Source organism: Alteromonas sp. 07-89-2 (assembly GCF_013113925.1).
GTDB lineage: Bacteria > Pseudomonadota > Gammaproteobacteria > Enterobacterales > Alteromonadaceae > Alteromonas > Alteromonas macleodii.
In genome coordinates this window covers 74,668-93,047 of sequence record NZ_VTYM01000014.1, presented here as the reverse complement: position 1 = coordinate 93,047, position 18,380 = coordinate 74,668, and the positions used below count along the sequence as shown (strand labels likewise).

The 18,380-nt window shown below is 45.4% G+C and carries 15 protein-coding genes and 1 other RNA gene; 8 read left to right on the top strand and 8 right to left on the bottom strand.

The genetic code is table 11. The features are described 5' to 3' along the window. The 3 genes from F0261_RS11175 to F0261_RS11165 all read left to right on the top strand — a co-directional run. Positions 1-514, top strand: a 514-nt coding sequence (locus F0261_RS11175; protein ID WP_171338000.1) for a substrate-binding domain-containing protein, incomplete at its 5' end; no start/stop codon positions are given. Beyond that, positions 514-2,034 (top strand): tryptophan halogenase family protein, encoded by a 1,521-nt coding sequence (locus F0261_RS11170; RefSeq protein ID WP_171337999.1) that lies wholly within the window; start codon positions 514-516, stop codon positions 2,032-2,034. The genes F0261_RS11175 and F0261_RS11170, both read left to right, overlap by 1 nt. Positions 2,035-2,134: 100 nt before the next feature. Beyond that, on the top strand, positions 2,135-2,983 hold the full coding sequence (locus tag F0261_RS11165) for a LysR family transcriptional regulator (protein ID WP_014950370.1): 849 nt from the start codon (positions 2,135-2,137) through the stop codon (positions 2,981-2,983). A 52-nt stretch (positions 2,984-3,035) separates the two neighbouring features. On the opposite strand, the gene F0261_RS11160 is transcribed toward F0261_RS11165, so the two are convergent. The 8 genes from F0261_RS11160 to F0261_RS11125 all read right to left on the bottom strand — a co-directional run bounded on the left by F0261_RS11160 (position 3,036) and on the right by F0261_RS11125 (position 13,076). Then, complete coding sequence (locus tag F0261_RS11160) at positions 3,036-3,968, bottom strand: exopolyphosphatase (RefSeq protein ID WP_171337998.1); 933 nt, start codon at positions 3,966-3,968, stop codon at positions 3,036-3,038. An 80-nt stretch (positions 3,969-4,048) separates the two neighbouring features. Beyond that, positions 4,049-5,341 carry a Xaa-Pro peptidase family protein gene (locus F0261_RS11155; RefSeq protein WP_171337997.1) on the bottom strand — a complete coding sequence of 431 codons (1,293 nt, stop codon included), beginning with the start codon at positions 5,339-5,341 and terminating at the stop codon, positions 4,049-4,051. 110 nt (positions 5,342-5,451) lie between these two features. Then, complete coding sequence (locus F0261_RS11150; protein ID WP_171337996.1) at positions 5,452-6,327, bottom strand: EamA family transporter; 876 nt, start codon at positions 6,325-6,327, stop codon at positions 5,452-5,454. Positions 6,328-6,374: 47 nt separating this feature from the next. Continuing rightward, the gene (locus tag F0261_RS11145; protein ID WP_171338004.1) at positions 6,375-7,919 is read right to left on the bottom strand and encodes a M28 family metallopeptidase; all 1,545 of its coding nucleotides are present in this window, start codon (positions 7,917-7,919) and stop codon (positions 6,375-6,377) included. Positions 7,920-8,402: 483 nt separating this feature from the next. After that, positions 8,403-9,575, bottom strand: a complete 1,173-nt coding sequence (locus F0261_RS11140; protein ID WP_171337995.1) for an FAD-dependent monooxygenase — start codon at positions 9,573-9,575, stop codon at positions 8,403-8,405. Beyond that, complete coding sequence (locus tag F0261_RS11135) at positions 9,562-10,908, bottom strand: FAD-dependent monooxygenase (protein WP_171337994.1); 1,347 nt, start codon at positions 10,906-10,908, stop codon at positions 9,562-9,564. Before F0261_RS11135 ends, F0261_RS11140 begins: the two co-directional genes overlap by 14 nt. A 205-nt stretch (positions 10,909-11,113) precedes the next feature. Further along, positions 11,114-12,433 (bottom strand): Xaa-Pro aminopeptidase, encoded by a 1,320-nt coding sequence (gene pepP, locus F0261_RS11130; RefSeq protein ID WP_171337993.1) that lies wholly within the window; start codon positions 12,431-12,433, stop codon positions 11,114-11,116. Positions 12,434-12,509: 76 nt separating this feature from the next. Further along, complete coding sequence (locus F0261_RS11125) at positions 12,510-13,076, bottom strand: UPF0149 family protein (RefSeq protein ID WP_171337992.1); 567 nt, start codon at positions 13,074-13,076, stop codon at positions 12,510-12,512. Positions 13,077-13,670: 594 nt separating this feature from the next. Between F0261_RS11125 and ssrS the strand changes: the two genes are divergently transcribed. The 5 genes from ssrS to F0261_RS11100 all read left to right on the top strand — a co-directional run bounded on the left by ssrS (position 13,671) and on the right by F0261_RS11100 (position 18,337). After that, positions 13,671-13,853, top strand: a non-coding RNA gene (gene ssrS, locus F0261_RS11120) — 6S RNA. Positions 13,854-13,874: 21 nt separating this feature from the next. Next, positions 13,875-14,771, top strand: coding sequence for a ribokinase (locus tag F0261_RS11115; protein WP_171337991.1), 897 nt, complete (start codon positions 13,875-13,877; stop codon positions 14,769-14,771). 22 nt (positions 14,772-14,793) lie between these two features. Next, the gene (locus tag F0261_RS11110) at positions 14,794-15,735 is read left to right on the top strand and encodes a nucleoside hydrolase (RefSeq protein ID WP_014977204.1); all 942 of its coding nucleotides are present in this window, start codon (positions 14,794-14,796) and stop codon (positions 15,733-15,735) included. A 66-nt stretch (positions 15,736-15,801) separates the two neighbouring features. Next, positions 15,802-17,430, top strand: a complete 1,629-nt coding sequence (locus tag F0261_RS20115; RefSeq protein ID WP_171337990.1) for an ATP-binding protein — start codon at positions 15,802-15,804, stop codon at positions 17,428-17,430. Between the two features lie 133 nt (positions 17,431-17,563). After that, positions 17,564-18,337, top strand: coding sequence for a 5-formyltetrahydrofolate cyclo-ligase (locus F0261_RS11100; protein ID WP_239245155.1), 774 nt, complete (start codon positions 17,564-17,566; stop codon positions 18,335-18,337). Positions 18,338-18,380 lie beyond the last annotated feature (43 nt).

Sequence of the window (18,380 nt, the reverse complement as noted above, 5' to 3'; positions counted from 1 at the left end):
TATTACTGAGCACCTTATTGGCCAGGGTCACAAAAATATTGCGTTTATTGCCGGTGAGGAAATTCACAAATCCACCATTGAGCGTTTGAACGGCTATAAAGCGGCGTTAGAAAAAGCGGGTATTGCAATTGACGAGTCGTTAATTATCAAAGGCACCTACTCATTTGAAACTGGGGTAAAAAGCTCTGAAACGCTGCTCGCCATGTCGCCGCACCCTACCGCTGTGTTTGCGTGTAACGATGAGATTGCAGCGGGTACGTTGTTTGGTGCAAGAATGAAAGGGGTAGATGTTCCTCAAGAGCTCGCAATTGCCGGGTTCGAGAACAGCCCCTTTTCTCGTCAGACTTTTCCGCCGTTAACTACGGCATCTCAGCCAACTAATGAGATAGCGCAGCATGCTGCGGCGTCGTTAATTCAGTATTTACGAGCTAAAAAAGCCAAAGCCGCCCACGACAATCTTAACCATACTTTCATCCCTGAACTGGTAGTGCGCGCGTCAACCGAGAAACAGTAATGAACAAATTACCTCAAGAAATCGTGATTGTGGGTGGCGGAACAGCAGGCTGGATGACGGCGTGCTACTTAGCAAGAACTGCCGAGTTGATGGCCAATAACAGTAATGTAACTGCCTGCGCCCCTAAAATAACACTTCTTGAGTCAGCGGTTATCAGCACCGTTGGCGTAGGCGAAGGTTCAACGCCTTATCTGCGCCACTTTTTTGAGTTTCTGGGAATAAGCGAAAGTGAGTGGATGCTGAAGTGCAGCGCCACGTATAAGATGGGCATTAGCTTTGAGCGTTGGACTACAACGGCTGAATCAAAAACAACGCGCCCCGCGTTCACCGATTCAGACAGCTATTTTCACCCATTCTTCTCTTCTTTAGATATTCCCACCGCGGATATGTACTTCAATGCGGTAAATGAATACAGAAAAGGCGCTTCGCACGACATTAATCCGTCGCACTACTTTACTGCTGCGCACATGGTAGAAAAAGGCATTACGCCCGACGCCATTTGTAGCTCTGCGAATATTGATTACGCCTATCATTTTGATGCAGGGCTGTTAGGTGACTTCTTAAAAGAATACGCGCTAAACAAAGGGGTGTCCCATCAAATAGGCACTGTGGCAAATGTTGAAAGTCATGAGCAAACTATTAACTCGCTAAAACTGGATGACGGAAATACATTAAGCGCAGACTTTTTTATTGATTGCTCGGGGTTTCGTGGGCTTATTGGCAAACAAGCCCTGTTGCGAAAGTTTACAAGCTATGCCGACACCTTGTTTAACGATGCTGCCGTAGCCATTGCCAGCGACGCAACAGCATCTCCAAAAACTGCATTACAAACTCGCTCTATTGCGCTTAGTCACGGCTGGCAGTGGCACATTCCCCTAACTAGTCGCACCGGCAACGGTTATGTATACAGTTCACAATTTTGCACTGAAGCCCAAGCAGAAGAAGAACTTAGACTTGCATTAGAACCAGACCAATCCCATCAGCAAGCCCGACATTTGAAAATGACCGTAGGCAGACTAGAAGAACACTGGAAAGGTAATTGTTTATGCATAGGATTGTCTCAGGGCTTTATTGAGCCATTGGAAGCCACTGCACTTATGCTGGTGCAGTACGCACTGCATCACTTTATCGATTGCTGGCAAAGTAACAATCCGCGAAGAGAGGAACGCTATAATTCTGAGATAAACCGAATGTTCGATGGTATTCGGGACTACATTGCTGCTCATTACTATTTAAATACTCGCGACGATTCCGCCTACTGGGTTGCCTGTCGCGAAGACTTAAAGGTGCCGGATACCCTTTCTTATTTGCTGAATGCATGGGACAAAGGCGCCAGCTTTGAACATGCGCTTAATGAAGTAGATAACAAATTGGTTTATTTGCGACCTTCGTGGTACTGCATTTTTGCGGGAATGAAGCGCTTTTCTAATAACACAACGCCACTTGCGCAACCCAACACCCTTGCACTTCGCACTATGCGGCAATCGGTAGAGGGAGCGCATCGAGTAAGGCAACCCTAACTTGGCTAGAACGCACAAACATACAAAATTACGCCTTTCGCCCGCTTACATTTAAAAATATAATAAAAGCAGGCAAATTCATTAGAAAGTGTAATTAACTATGAAGCAGCTTTCCCTTGATACCTTACGCACCTTCGTTAGCGTTATTGAGCTTGGTGGCTACGCTAAAGCGGGCGATTTTTTGGGCCGTTCTCAACCGGCAATAAGCCTACAAATTAAAAAGCTAGAGTCGCAGTTAGACCGCAAGCTATTTACTAAAGTTGGGCAACGGCATGTACCTAGCGCCGACGGCAATTGGCTGTACCCAAAGGCGAAAGAACTGCTAGAGCTTAACGATAACATCTTTCGCAGCTTAACCCCTGCCCCGCTAAGCGGTCGCTTGCGTCTTGGCATTCCCAATGAATTTGCTTCTACATTATTGCCGGGTCTAATTGGCGAATTTTCAAAGCGTTACCCCGATGTATCACTTGAAGTGACCTCGGCCTTAAGCCGTGATTTGCTTCACCCGTCGCAGCGCGATCATTTCGATTTGATTTTGGCGTTGGTGAATCCGGGCGAGCAGACAGAAGGCGAAGTAGTGTTAGAAGATGACGTGGTTTGGGTTGGCGACACGGCTCATCCGTTGGTTGGCAACAATATTCCTTTAGTGCTTGCTCCCGACGGTTGTATGTATCGAAGCCGCGTTATTGAACAGTTAAAGCAGCAAACCTTTGCATGGAAAATCAGCTACACCAATGCAGATTTAGGCGGGCTGGTTGCCGCCATTCAGCAAGGTTTAGGCGTGACAGCTCTAGCAAAATCTAGCTTACCGGCAAACCTAGTAGCGCTAAACCACCCGCATCTGCCTAAGCTAGGCAAGGTAAATATTTGTCTGTTCAATCAAGATACACAGCACCCAGTGATCAGTAAAACTCTGGCCGAATTCTTTAAAGTGAGGCTAACCCAATAAAAAAATGGGGTCAGAGTACTTTTTCTGCCCCACCGTTCTTATTCAATTAACTTTAGCCATCACTCGTGATGGTTTCGATAAGCTCGCCGAGTACAGTTTCGGCTTTGCTGGTTTCAACCTGACATGTACCTGCGTTCATGTGACCACCGCCGCCATACTTCAAGCACAACTCTCCCACATTGGTTTTTGAGCTACGATTAGTAATGGATTTACCAATAGCAAATACCACGTTTTGCTTTTTCAGCCCCCACATCTTGTGAATAGAGATATTGCAGTCGGGGTACATGGCATAAATAACAAACCGGTTTGTCGCGTAAATGGTTTCTTGGTCGGTTAAATCAAGCACAACTAGGTTGTCGTATACAGTAGAACACTTGGCAATTTGCGCCTTCGCCATTTCATTGTGCTCATGGTACAAACTCACGCGCTCGGCCACGTCTTCCATTTGCAGTATTTCTTCAATGCTGTGGTCTTTGCACGCATCTATTAGCTTCATCATTAGCTGATAGTTAGAGATTTTGAAATCTCTGAAACGACCAAGACCAGTTCGCGCATCCATAATGAAATTCATGAGCACCCAATCTGTGGGCTCAAGAATTTCTTCTTCGCTAAACTGTGCAGAGTCTCCTTTATCTACCGCGTCCATCATATCTACTGAGATATTAGGAAATTTATCTGCACCTCCGTAATAGTCGTAAACAACGCGTGCCGCCGAGGGCGCTTTCGGGTCAATGATGTGATTATCAATATCGCCTGAGTTACGCACTGTTTCACTTAAGTGATGGTCGAAGGCAATATGGCAACCCTCAACGTAAGGCAGGTTAGTAGTGATATCATTCTCGGTAATATCAATTTTACCGTCTTGCATGTCTTTTGGATGAACAAACAAAATATCGTCAATTAAGTCTAAATCTTTCAATAAAACTGCACATACCAGTCCATCGAAATCACTTCGCGTAACCAATCTAAATTTTCTTTCAGGCATAGTTTATCCATCATTCACTTAAGTAATAATTTTAAGTGTAACAGCTAATAAAAATTTTGAGAGACAGGTTTATTAAATTCCTATTTATCTCTTAAATTCAGTAACTTACCCAGCGGTTTCGCCAAATTTTCTGGCGGTTCGGTAAAGTAAGCGGGGCCTGTTTCTGTCATGTACAAACAGTCTTCTAAGCGCACACCAAATTCACCCGGAATATAGATACCTGGCTCATTAGAAAAGCACATGCCTTTTCTAAGTGGCGTATTTTCACCACGCACGAAGTTAACACTCTCGTGTCCTTCCATGCCGATACCATGACCTGTTCTGTGACTTAGCCCAGGCAATGCATAGTCTTTACTGTACCCCTTGCTAGCATAGTATTGACGCACTGCGTCGTCTACTTTGCCTGCTGGCTCACCAATTTTAGCTGCGGCAAATGCCACGTTCTGCCCTTCCCTTACTGTATGCCATACGTCCTGAACTTTCTGAGGCGCCTTGCCAAATACCAAAGTACGACTTATGTCGCTTTGGTAACCGTGTACGCTGCAACCGCTGTCTAGCAAGATCACCGAACCTTCTTTGATAGTTTGCGCTGCATTTGTGCCATGAGGATAAGCACTTGCATCGTTAAACAGTGCCAAACACCATGTACCGCTGCCGCCTAAGTGCTGCTGTGCGGTGTTCATCAAACTTTTTACATCCTGCTGACTCATGCCAAGCTTTAGGTTACTAAAAACAAACTCATAAGCACGTAAAGTTACTTCATTGGCCTTATGCATAAGTGCCAGTTCACTCGCAGTTTTATACATGCGACAACCAAGTGTAATTGGCTCGGCGGGAACGATCTTAATGTTTGGTAGCGCTCGGCTGACTCCAGTAACTACAAAGTAGCGTACGCTGCTTTCAAAGCCGATATTGCCGCTTGTTATACCGCGCGATTTTAGAATATTGGCTACGACATCAAACGGGCTTTCATGCTCTTGCCACACTCTTACATCATCGCCTATAGCTAACGACTCAAGCACACTTGGCTTTTCGAAAAATGGCGTTACCACCGCCATATCACCTTTTTGAGGGATAACCAGCGCGGTCAAGCGCTCACTACGCCACCATTTAATCCCTGAAAAATAATCCATAGCAGCGCCAGGCTCGACCAAAATTGCCGCAATATTTTGGGCTTTCATAAGCGACTGCGCTTTTTCGATACGCGCTTTGCGTTCTTCTGTGGTAATCGGCTTTGCATCTGCGGTGATATTACTTAGCCCGCTTAAACTGTTAATGTCTGTTGCATTAGTTTGATTAATTGCAGCCATAGCAGCCACAGGCGCAAGCGCAAAGCTAGCGCCCGCTAATTTCAAGAAATGTCGCTTATCCATGTTCCCTTCCTGTCGTTTTAATTAAGGTTGTTTAGCACTTTTTTGTTCTATGAAAATAACATTCAATTGATTTTGTACTAAAAACTTCAGTGTTTAATATTGTCATTACTTTATGCCCACATAACAAAGATGGCGGCAAGCCCAATAAGAAGTAAGCCAGCAATTTCGCGTTTTGTGACTGCATTTTTTAGCCAGTAATGTGAGAGTATCAAGGTAAGTAACACCTCTAACTGCCCAAGCGTTTTTACTAGCGCCACATGTTGCAATGCCATAGCGGTGAACCAACAAATTGAGCCCAAACAGCTTACCGTGCTAATCGCTAGCACCTGCTTTTTAGCGTTGGTTAGCTGTCTGAACACGAAGGGTTTAGTTAGCGCAATATAACCACTTAAACTTATCGTTTGTACACATAGCACCCATAACAACACCCAAGCAGCAGCCACTGTATGCTGAACATTTAGCATATGGCTAGCCTCGCGCACCAACAGTGATGTCAGCGCAAAACAGGTACCGCAAGCAAGACCTATGACCATGGTTTTCACACTAATGCCATGGAGCCGATTGCCACTGCTTAACACAAATACTGCTATTGCGCCTATTACTATGCCCGCCCACCCAATGGGCGTTAAATAACTTCCGAAAAAGAGCATGCCTACAACGCCGGCCACCAAGGCCTCACTCTTCGCAAGGCCTGCGCCAATGGCAAAATTCTTCTGCTTGAACAAAATCACCATTAAAGAAGTGGCCGCTATTTGAAGTAGCGAAGCACACAGTATCACTGCAATAAAAGTGCCTGAGAACTCAGGTACTTGACTGGCGCTACTACTGTAGAGAATGAGTAAATAGACGAGGGCTATTGGCGGTGCCAAGATAAAGCGAGAGAGCGTCACCCCAGAGGTGTTAACTGCGCCGCTCAATTTGCTCTGCAGCGCATTGCGCACGGTTTGCATAACAACCGCGCCCAACGTAAATAAAATCCAACTCATTAGCGTCGCTTTACCTTGTTATATCGCTACCTACAGTTAAGCGTGAATTACTTTGCCTCTTTCACTTCCATTGCCTGTATGCGCTTGTCTTTAAAATCAGAGTCGCGTTCCCAGTATGGCCACACATCGCCTTGGGCGTAATAGTTCAGCATAGAGCCGATAAGTGAGAGGTCTTGTTGCACACCACCTAATGTCCAGCTTGGAAGGTAGTCATCATCTGCTTTATGGTAGCGTTTGGCGATGAAGCTAGGGTCGGTATCGCCTAAGCTCATGAACAAAATTGAAGGCACGCCCTGCTTAGCAAGCGCAAAGTGATCTGAGCGGAAGAACAGTCCATTTTGAGGTCGCGGATCCATTTTAACCGTTCGTCCTTGTAATGCGGCAGCTGTCGCTAAATCGTCTTCAATAGATAAATAGCCTTCGCCGTACTGCAAAATGTAATCAACATCATCGTTTACATTCATGCCGTCGATATTTAAAAAAGCAACCATGTCAGACGTTGGTACCGGTGGGTTATTTGCAAAATAATCGGCACCGAGTAGCCCTGTTTCCTCGGCGGTAAACGCACTAAACATTAGTGTACGTGCAAAGCCCTCTTCGCGTTTTGATAGCGCACCTGCCAATGTAAGCACACCTGCTACGCCAGACGCATTGTCTACCGCTCCATTGTAAATAGTGGTTTGGCCGTTCTTCTCTACTTTGCCTAGGTGGTCCCAGTGCGCGTGAAGCATTACCCATTCTTCCGGCTTATCTGTACCTTCTAAAATGCCTGCCACGTTTTGTGACTCGGCATGCTCAATAGTATTGGCGAAGCCCAATGATGCTTTTGTGTTTAGCGCGATGGGAATAAATCCTGGCTTTGAAGCCTTGTTTTTAAGCTCGCCATAGTCCATACCCACTTTTTCAAATAGCTGTCTGGCGGCATTTAGGTGAAGCCAACCCATTACACCAACTTGTGAAGCATTGTTGTTGTCGTCAACTAAACTGAATTTAGTATTAGAGTTTGAGTTTTCAACTACGCCCCATCCGTAGCCTGCTGGCATAGTTTCATGAATAATGAAAACCGCTTCCGCTCCTTGCCTAGCAGCTTCTTCATATTTGTATGTCCAACGACCATAATAGGTCATTGCGTTGCCCTGAAAAAGCTCTGGATCTTTAGAAGCGAAACCCGGGTCGTTTACTAGCATTACAACGGTTTTTCCTTTTACATCAAGGCCTGCGTAATCATTCCAATTGTACTCTGGGGCATTAATGCCATAACCCACAAATACTACATCACTATTAGCAAGTGAGTAGTAATTAACAATGCGCTGAGTACGGGCTGTAAACTCGCTACCTGCGCTAAAATCAAGCCCGCCTATTTTTAACGATGAGATGTTCTTTGGCGTTATTTTGGCTAAAGGCACAGCTTGAGTGTAGCTATCGCCAAAGGCTGGCTTCAGCCCTAGCTTTTTGTATTGGGTTACCAAGTAATCGACTGTTTTCTCTTCCCCTTTCGACAATGGCCCTCGCCCTTCAAACTCATCGCTTGCCAGTGTTTTAACGTGCTGACGATATACGTCCAAATCGATAGAGGCATTACTCAGCGTCATCTTTTTGCTTTTTGCTGTCGCCGATGATTCAACCGGGGCTAAATTAGAAGCAGCTACTTCGGCATTCGCCGAACCAATAGATAAGGTAGAGGTGAGTACGGAAGCGGCGCAGACAAAGGAAAAGGCGCGATAAGGTTTGCAAAGATAAGTAAACATAAGCCATTGGTACAAATAAAAAAGGATACCGAAGAGTATCCTGTACCGCTGACTATCTCAACGCCGAAACGACTAAGCCACAAGAATGGGGTCAGAGTACATTTCTTTGTTTTTAGAGCGAGATAGATAATTAGAGAGCTTTGCCGCCTGTTTTCTGTGATGTATGAAAAAGTAAACTTCCAAGCTTCAATAATGGGGTCAGAGTACATTTATTCGGTTTTGTAATAGGGAAAGCCAATAATGTACTCTGACCCCACTATTCGAGGGTGGCGAAAAAAGTACTCTGACCCCATTATTTAAATGTACTCTGACCCCATTTTTTTGGATTTATAGGCCCATGGCGTGGCTGACGAAGGCGGTTTTAATGGTGCTGAGTTTGTCTGTGGCTGAAAGACCAATTCCTCTGAGCAACTTTTTGAGGGGGTCGTCGCCGTCGAATAAGAATTTAAAGCCGTCCATTGCGGCAATCATTTTCGTGGCTTCTGTTTTACGGCTTCGCTCGTAGCTGCGTAAGTGCTTGTACAAACCAATGTCTTTGCCCGACGCCTTTAAGTTGTTTAGGGTTTCCGCCAGTGCGAGCGCATCTTGCATTCCCAAGTTAGCGCCCTGCCCTGCAAGCGGGTGAATGGTATGCGCTGCGTCGCCTACCAGCACCACACCGTCTTTCGCCCACTGGCGTGCATAACGCATGGTTAACGGGAAAGCGGCGCGCTTGGTTTCAAGCGAAATAGTGCCAAGAACGCTATTACTAGCCGCAGTTAACGCATTGCAGAACGCAGCGTCATCCAATGCCATTAATGAGTTTGCTTGCTCTGGCGTTTGAGACCATACAATAGAACATACATTTGGCTCAGACATAGGCAGTAGCGCGAGCGGTCCTGTGGGTGTGAACGCTTGTCTCGCCACATTATTATGCGGCTCTACCGTTTTGATATTAGCGACAATCGCGGTATGCTCGTAGTCTTTAAAAGTAATAGGCAAGCCAGCCTGCTTTCTCACAAACGAATTTGCGCCATCGGCGCCTACTAACAACCTGCAGCTTAGCACGTCGTCATTATCAAGCATCAGCATGGTTTGATTTGGGCCAGCTAACACTCTATCAATACCCGCGGTGATCAACTCCACGTTAGGCTGCACTTCCACAGATTTAGACAGTGCATTAACTAAAGCCTGATTCTCTACAATCACGCCAAGCGCATCACTGCCCATTTCATCGCATGAAAAGTGAATGTCGCCAAAACTGTCTTTGTCCCATACATGCATGTCGGTGTAAGGGGTGGCGCGGTCTTGCTGCAAATGCGACCACACATCAAACTGTTGCAGCGCTTTAATATTAGCCTGGTTTATGGCACTCACTCTCGCCGTAGGCTTCTCGTCCAGAGTCTGATAACACGCCGCTTTATCGACTATTGCTATGCTCAATTCACTGTGTTTAAGCGCCGCTGCAAGGGTTAGCCCTACAATTCCGCCGCCCACTATCGCTATATCAACATGCTGCATTGTTATCTCTTTTTCTTAGTGGTGTTTCGCCGTAGCCCGTCGTGTGTTTAACAAACGCTTTTTTCGCCTGGGGCATCATGCTTAATGCCAATAACGATACATTACGCCCAATTACCGTTGGAAAATACTGGTTTGAAAAGGTGCGAACTAGCGTATCGGTCAGGACTATTGTGTTATCCCTATCATTCTTACGCGAATTGGCGTAATGCTGAGTAATACAAAAAGCGCCTGCATCGAAATTAGCTGATGCGATTGTATCGCTTTTCTCTTCGTATGAATTATGCTCGCCGTGCTTTTCCGCTGACGCTTGCAAAACAGACACTAAAGCCGTTAAGTCACGTAAGCCTAGATTGAAGCCTTGCCCTGCAATAGGATGTAGCGCCTGTGCCGCATTCCCTACCACCACGGTGCGATGACTAGCAACTTGCTGGGCTTTAGTAAGCGCTAACGGGTAACTTGCCAACTCACTGACTCTCAATACTTTGCCCTGTCGATAGCCAAATGCTTCCTGTAGGGCCTTGATAAATGCGCATTGGTTTAATGCCATTAACGACTTTGCTGCGTCAGTATCTACAGTCCATACAACTGAAAAGCCGTTTCCACTAGCCTTGATATCATCGATTTCACTGTCGAAAGGCAGGAACGCTAGCGGGCCACTTTGGGTGAAACGCTCGTACGCTTTGTTTTCATGTGGGAGCTGAGTGTGTACGTTAAAGACAATGGCCGTTTGATGATAATCATCGACTGTTTTTAAAATGCCAACCTGGTCAGCTAATCCTGAACGACCGCCATCGGCTAGTACCAGCAACTTTGTGGTAAGCGATTGCCCACTATCTAGCTGCACCTCTACAAAATTAGACTGCTGCTTTACGTTCGTTACCTTGGCAGGTGCGATATATTGGTAGCTTGAGGTTGCACCTGCCGCCAATCGCGTTAGTGCGCTTAAGCTCACCACCTGGCCAAACGCGTCAATGTGGTAGTCACTGCTTTGAAGGTTTAATAGCCCCAAGTGCCCCTTGTCGCTAACCTCAATATGCTTAATTTGAGGAGGTAACTCACCGTTGTGCTGCTTAGCTACATCATCAAGGTTTAGCCCCATGTGAGACAGTTCTTCAACGGTACGCCTTGCCAAGGCAATAACACGGGTGTCGGTAAAAGGGTTAAAGTCGACAAAGCTTTTGCTGGTTTGCTCTGGGTCAGCCGCATCAATTAGGGTGACAGATAAGCCAGAGCTGTTTGCAGGAGATACTTTCTCTGCGAGTGCTTTGGCTAATACAGTACCGACAATACCACCACCAATAATTACTACGTCAACCGCTGCTGCCGATTCCACTGTTTTTATTTTCCTGTTGCCCAGAGGCTATAATTATTAAAAGCGTTAATTCTGAGATTTTTTCTTTATATTAAAGGCTAGTTTTTAGCGTAATTTAAACTGCTAGTTTAAACCGGTAACTTAAACCGGTAACTTAAACCAAAATTCCGTATTTCACACTTATCGCAGTTTTTCAAACCTTGGTAGACTTAGCAAATTTTGACAACTAGGCTCTGCTTTCAGCCATAAGTGCTTCAATCTCATCAATGTCTTTTGGCACATCTGCAGTAAGAATATCGACACCCGTCGCAGTAATCACCACATCATCTTCAATTCTTACACCAATGCCTTTGTATTTTTCCGGCACGTTGCTGTCTTGGCTAATGTAAATGCCGGGCTCAACAGTGATCACCATGCCAGGCTTTAACGGACGGTCTTCACCGTCAATTTTGTAGTTGCCTACATCATGCACATCTAGACCTAAATAGTGCCCTAAACCATGCATGTAAAACTGACGCCACGTTTCATTTTCAAGGTTTTCTGCCACACTACCTTCAAGAACGCCAAGGTCAACTAAACCTTGAGTAATAATTTCTACGCTATGTAACATGGCTTGTGACAAGGTGACGCCAGGCGCTAACATGTCTAACACGCTTTTTTGCGCTTTTAATACAACGGTGTAAATTTCGCGCTGAGCGTGGCTGAACTTTCCATTTGCAGGAAACGTTCGCGTGATATCCGCAGCATAACCTTGATATTCAGCACCTGCGTCGATCAAGATCAAGTCACCGTCATTTACCTGCGCGTTATTTTGCGTGTAATGCAAAATACACGCATTATCGCCGCTTCCAACAATAGTACTATAAGCAGGTGAACGGGCTCCCGCCATGGCAAATTCATGGTGAATTTCAGCTTCTAGCTGGTACTCGTAACAACCAGGCGCAGCGAACTGCATAGCTCGCTTGTGCGCACGTGCGCTTATCTCACCCGCCGCTTTCATCATGGCCACTTCACACGCTGACTTGAATAAACGCATTTCGTGTAAAATAGGCTGTAAGTCGTGAATCGCCCTTGGCGCCAATGATTCTTTAGGCGCATCGCGCAAGGTGTTTAGCGCTTCAGAAAATAACAGGTCATTGTCTTTCTTGTGACCCAACGAAAAGTACACATTGTCTTGACCTTGAATTGACGCTAACAGCGCTTCTTCAAGTTCTTGCAACTCAAACGCTTCATCTAGACTAAATCGGGCAAGTGCAGCTTCGGCTCCTAACCGTTTGCCGTGCCAAATTTCTGCACTCTTATCTTTCTCTTGTACCACCATTGCACGATAACTTTCACCGTAACGAGGGTGGTTAGACAATATCAACCAAGCATTAGGCTCTTCAAATCCTGTCAGATACCAAAAGTCGCTATCTTGCCTGAACGTATATTCGGTATCGCGACTTCGGGTTACCATACCTGCTGCTGGCACAATACACACACTATTCGGCTCGCACTGTGCAAGCAGTCGGTCCTGCCTGGCGATAAACTCTTGCGCACTAATCATAAAAGAGAAAACCCTAAAAAAATCTCGTTAAAACAAGTGGCGACTTACGGCCACTTTTAATATCTTCAGTTAATTACTAGTGTACGGATGGCGTGTCTTGTTGATCATCTAGAAGTGATTGGCCAAGTTCGCTGAAGCATAAAATTGCTGAAATTTTCACGTATTCTTCAACCTCTAACAGCGCCTTCTCAGACTCTTCGTCCGCGTCCATTGGCTCTTCCATACGTGAAATATCTGAAAAGTCTTCAAGTGCTTCTTTTACGTCTTCAGAACATTGCATAAGGTCTTGTTGGTGAAGACCAAACCCAAGCATGAAACCTTGCACCCAGTTTATTAGTGCAGCCCCGCGATCGTTGATAGGCGCTTGATCATCAGGAAGTAACAAATTGAGCGCGAATTCAGGCTCAAGAAGCTGCTGACAGGTTTGATTGAAAAGGCTATTTAAAAGGTGCTGGGTAGGGTCGCTAAACGCATCACCCTGATTAATGGTTTCACTTAACGCTTCTAGCCATTTTTGGTCGGTAAGCGACATGCCTCCGCAAAGCATACCGCACAGGATGCCATGCACTTCTGCAGCATCAACAATTACGCCTTGCTGAGACAATTTATTAGTTACGCTATCGTAATCGAGCTGTTTTTCCACGAATTGTTCTCTTTTGTTTTGAATAGTTTGAGATACAGGCGCCACTTTTATTTAGCGATTAATTACCGTCTATTTTGGCGGCGACTTACGTCACTGTCATCTCTTGATGGAGTTAATACTAGCAAAAATCAATGTGTAACGCCTCCTTTTGCCCTGCCACTGCTCTAACTTTGAACAAACAGCAAAAGTACATTCAAGGTCTAATAACACTGTGTCGTACACACTTTACACAACGGTACTTAAACGTTGTTTACTCACTGTTCAAACGATGTTTAATTTGCGGCTATTTCGCTAAATTCGTTGCCGGACGGCTAGCAACATCGTCAGAATTCATCTAAGATCGCTGGTGTTGGATACGGAATTCCTTTAGCAACAGCGTGACAACGTTCATTAGCCTTTAATGCCTGAATAGCTGATTGGTTATTATTGAGCTTCTCTTATATGCGTGTATAATTGCTGACCAATTGGTCAAGAAAAGTAATATTTTTTTACCGCTTTTATAATCACCACGCAAAATAGTTATAAAGCGCTTTAGGTGATCCTCTTCACTGGATCTCGCGTTTGTTATACCCTGTTGCGTTAATACAACAACAATGTTTCCTGGGATGTTTGCTAGTTCATTCATGTCCCTGGCCGATGCTTTAAACCAAGGAAGTTGAAACAGCTGCTATTGTGCAAGCTCGACGCGTATCGAGAAGCCTACGGCAATTGTGATACTTCCGCCCTGAACTTTTCGGTTCACGGGCGAAACATGGACAGCGGCATTCTGGGAAGCGCCCTCTTTCGACGGAAGAAGAAATGGCAATAATAAATTTTGGCTCTATAAATATTGACCACGTTTATCAGGTAGATCATTTTGTACAACCTGGTGAGACGTTGGCCTCTACCCATTATCAAACCTTATTAGGTGGTAAGGGTGCAAACCAGTCTATTGCTTTAGCGCAAGCAGGTGCAGACGTAAGACACGTCGGTAGCATTCACGAAAACGACGCCTCATTTAAACAAGCTCTTATTAAGAAGGGTGTTGATTGTCGTGGCGTAAAGTGCTCAGAAGTTCCTTCAGGTCACGCGATTATCCAAGTCACTCCTAGCGGTGAAAACGCCATTGTATTATTTGGTGGTGCTAACCAAACCATTACCGCAAAAACCGTAATGCAAGCGTTAGACGATACGCGTCCTTCAGATTGGGTACTAACCCAAAATGAAACAAGCAGCATTGAAGAAGTACTTCGCCAAGCGAAAGAAAAGCAGCTTAAAGTAGCCTTTAACCCAGCGCCTATGAGCGAGTCGGTTAAGCAGCTTCCATTAGATTGTGTAGATTTACTTATTGTAAATGAAACCGAAGCTGCTGCGATTACCGGTAAAGAAGAACTTGAAGATATTGTGACAGTGTTCAAAGAGCAATGGTCACACAGCGAAGTTATTATTACACTGGGTAAAGCGGGTGTAATGATGCTGCGCAAAAACGATGTTGTAGAAGTAAAAGCATTCTCTGTAGACGCGGTAGATACCACCGCAGCCGGTGACACCTTTATCGGTTATTTCCTGTCTGCATACAGCAACCACACCGATGCTAAACAAGCATTGCGTTGCGGGTGTGCAGCTTCAGCCATTGCGGTAACACGCGAGGGCGCAGCGCAGAGTATTCCAACACAAAAAGAAGTGGATCGTTTCTTAGCGAAACACGCCAACTAGCAAGACGCACTGAGATAAATTGATGGCACATAAGATCATATTAGATACGGATCCGGGGATTGATGATGCAATGGCGATCTTTTTCGCCTTTCAGTCTCCAGACATTGAAGTACTTGGCTTAACGACCGTTTACGGTAACGTTCCAGTAACAATGGCAGCGCAAAACGCACTAACACTTTGTGAAATTGCAGGTAAAGATATCCCTGTAACTAAAGGTGTTGGCATGCCATGGGTTGGCCCAGAGTCAACGTACGCACACTTCGTACACGGTGAGCACGGCTTCGGTCATATTAAACCTGAAGCGCCTAAAACCGAGCTTGACCCACGCAGCTCTGCGCAGTTTATCGTTGATATGGCACGTAAGTACCCTGGCGAAGTTACTATTGTTGCTATTGGCCCACTAGGTAACTTGGCCCTTGCACTTCGTCTTGAGCCAGAACTTCCTAAGTTGGTAAAAGGCGTTAGCATTATGGGCGGTGCAGCGTTTGTACCAGGTAACGTAACGCCGGTAGCTGAAGCGAACATTTGGAACGATGCACATGCAGCAGAAATCGTTTTCGCAGCAGACTGGGAGCTGACCATGTTTGGTTTGGACGTGACAAACTTCACGCCGTTCTCGCCAGCCTTTGTTGAAAAGCTTGAAGAGAAAAACAATACCCTTGGTGGATTTGTGAAAGAAAGCGCCCAGTTCTACATGGATTTCTACTCGCAAAACCGTGAAGATCGCGTGTGTTTCTTCCACGATGCATTCCCGATTGCCCACCTTCGCCACCCTGAACTATTTGAACTGACTGAAGGTCACGTGCGCGTTGGAACAGGGACACTAGATAGAGGGCAAACTGTAGTTGCGCCTAAAGGTACAACACCGAGTCCACTATGGAATGAAGCAAATACCATAAAGGTAGCGACTAAAGTTGACCACAAAAAGCTGGAACAACTATTCATAGACACCTACGCTCTATGATATGTTTAAGGGATTGTTAATACACAATCCCTTTTTTATTTACAGCTAGGTTTAAACTCAACGGTTATGAAAGCGGCGCCCCTCCCTCAAAATGAAGATGAACGTCTTGCCGAACTGCTCAGCTACGATGTACTTGATACTGAAGCTGAACAACTCTTTGATGACCTTACAGCCCTGGCCTCTCAAATTTGTGAAACCCCTATTGCGCTTATCAGCCTCATTGATCCAAACCGCCAATGGTTTAAATCAAGAGTAGGTTTAGACGCAGAAGAAACATCACGAGACATCGCGTTTTGCTCACATGCTATTTTGCAAAGCGATGTGTTTGAAATACCTAACGCTACGTTAGACCCCCGGTTTCACGATAACCCGCTGGTGACTGGCGCGCCTGATATTCGGTTTTACGCCGGCGCACCATTAATTACCCCGTCTGGCCATGCAATTGGCACGCTTTGCGCCATTGATAGCAAACCACGCAAGCTAACCGAAACACAAAAAGCCTCGCTCCAAACCTTAAGTAAATCGGTAGTAGCACATTTAGAGTTAAAGCGGAAAAACCGAGAGCTTGAGCGCACCAGTCAATTCAAGTCTGACTTTCTTTCTTACGTAAGCCACGAAATTAGAACACCGCTTAATGCCATAAATACGTTTAGTCAGTTGCTTGAAGGCGAAGCCCAAAAGTTAAATTTACCCCCGTCATTTACCACCCCGCTTTCTCATGTAAGCCAAAGCGGTGAAAGGCTTTTAGAAATAGTAAATTCTGTTTTAGATATAAAGCAGATAGAAGCGGGGAAAATGCGTGTGATGCCACGCGCGGTGAATACCAAAGACTTTTTCACCCACTTATTTTCGCTTACTAAGATCCGCGCTGAAGACAGCGGTATCGTATTTAGCACCAGTATTGATGACGCTGTGCCCGACTCGTTGTTTTTCGATGACACCAAATTTGGTCAAGTTGCGCTTAATTTGCTGTCGAATGCGATTAAGTTCACTAATCACGGCAAGTCAGTAAAAGCGCAGGTAAAATACAAAAGCGGCAAGGTAATATTTAATGTCATTGATCAAGGCATTGGTATGAGCGATGACGATCAAAAGCGGCTTTTTACACCTTTCGAGCGAATGGAAAACGCCCGTCAGATAAGTGGAACCGGCTTAGGCTTGAATATATCGAAGCGCCTTGTCGAGCTCATGGACGGGTCTATTAAAGTTAGTAGTAAGTTGAATCACGGTACCCGAATAAGTGTGACCTTGCCTGCCGACGCCCTAAGCGCAAACCAGTTCGTTGAGGCACAACCGCGTAGCTTTGTCGCCCAAGTAAACATAGATAACTCAGTAAATGTATTGGTAGTTGAAGACCACTATATAAACCAAGTTGTTATTCAAACCTTGTTTGAAAAACTGGGCGTGTCGCTTTCTGTGGTAAGCACTGGCGAGGAAGGCGTTGAATACGCCAAGTCTAATCCAGTCGACTTAGTTCTTATGGATCTTAATTTGCCAGGTATTCAAGGCGATGAAGCAACAGCGAAAATAAAGGGGTTTAAGCCAAACTTGCCCATTGTTGCATTGACGGCCGATGTCATTACCCAGCCTGAATATTTGCGAGAACAAGGTCTTGATGACGTACTCACTAAACCCATAGATAGTAGCGAATTGGTGCGTGTGCTCAATCACTATTTAGGGCATGCAGACCAATGAATCTATTCGTTTTATTTAAGTAGTTTTACCACAGTGATTTTACCTGAGTCATCTTTACCTAGCCCAACAAACCTTTTTAACAGCCGTGGTAGTATAAGCTAACTCAATTGTAAGACAGGAGAACTCCTCTACCATGTCCCCCTCATCTTCAGGAAGCGGTACTTCTAGATCGTTGGCGTCTAACAAGATTAATTCAACGGAAACGGCTTCAGCACCAGCTTTAGCAATGAAACCAACGCTGATTGCGCCGTCGCAAACCATACAAACAAGCGTTTCTAATGAAGACATGCAGGCCCGCGCTCAGCTTAGAAAAAAGCTTCGCGAGGCACGCCGAGGGTTAACTAACCAGCAACATACGGACGCCGCTAAGCGCATTGCTTCACGACTACGTACACTGCCCTTTCTTGATAACAGCACGACCATAGCCGGATATTTGGTTAACGATGGCGAGGTCAATTTAACCTATTTTATCGAGTCTATTTGGCAGTCTTCACATGATAAAAAATTCGCTCTACCTGTATTACACCCCGTATGTAAAGGACATTTGTTATTTTTGTCTTATACCCAGCACTCTCAATTGGTGAAGAATAAGTACAACATTGAAGAGCCAGTATTGTCGTGTGAAAACGTCGTTCCTGTTAGGCAATGCGACGTTATTCTTATGCCGCTTGTAGGGTTTGATGTAAACGGCAATCGCCTGGGTATGGGGGGCGGCTACTACGACCGAACTTTGAGTTTTACCCAACGCGCGCCAGATTCACATTCATTTTCGGTTAGTAAAACGCCTAAGTTAGTGGGTATTGCCCACGACATTCAAGAAGTAGATGCTCTGCCCGTTGCACCATGGGATGTCCCCCTTGATGCCATCGTGACGCCCTCGCGCACACTGCAATTCACTAAACCGTGATAGTCATTATAACAAATTGAACATACGAACTTGTGGGTTCACG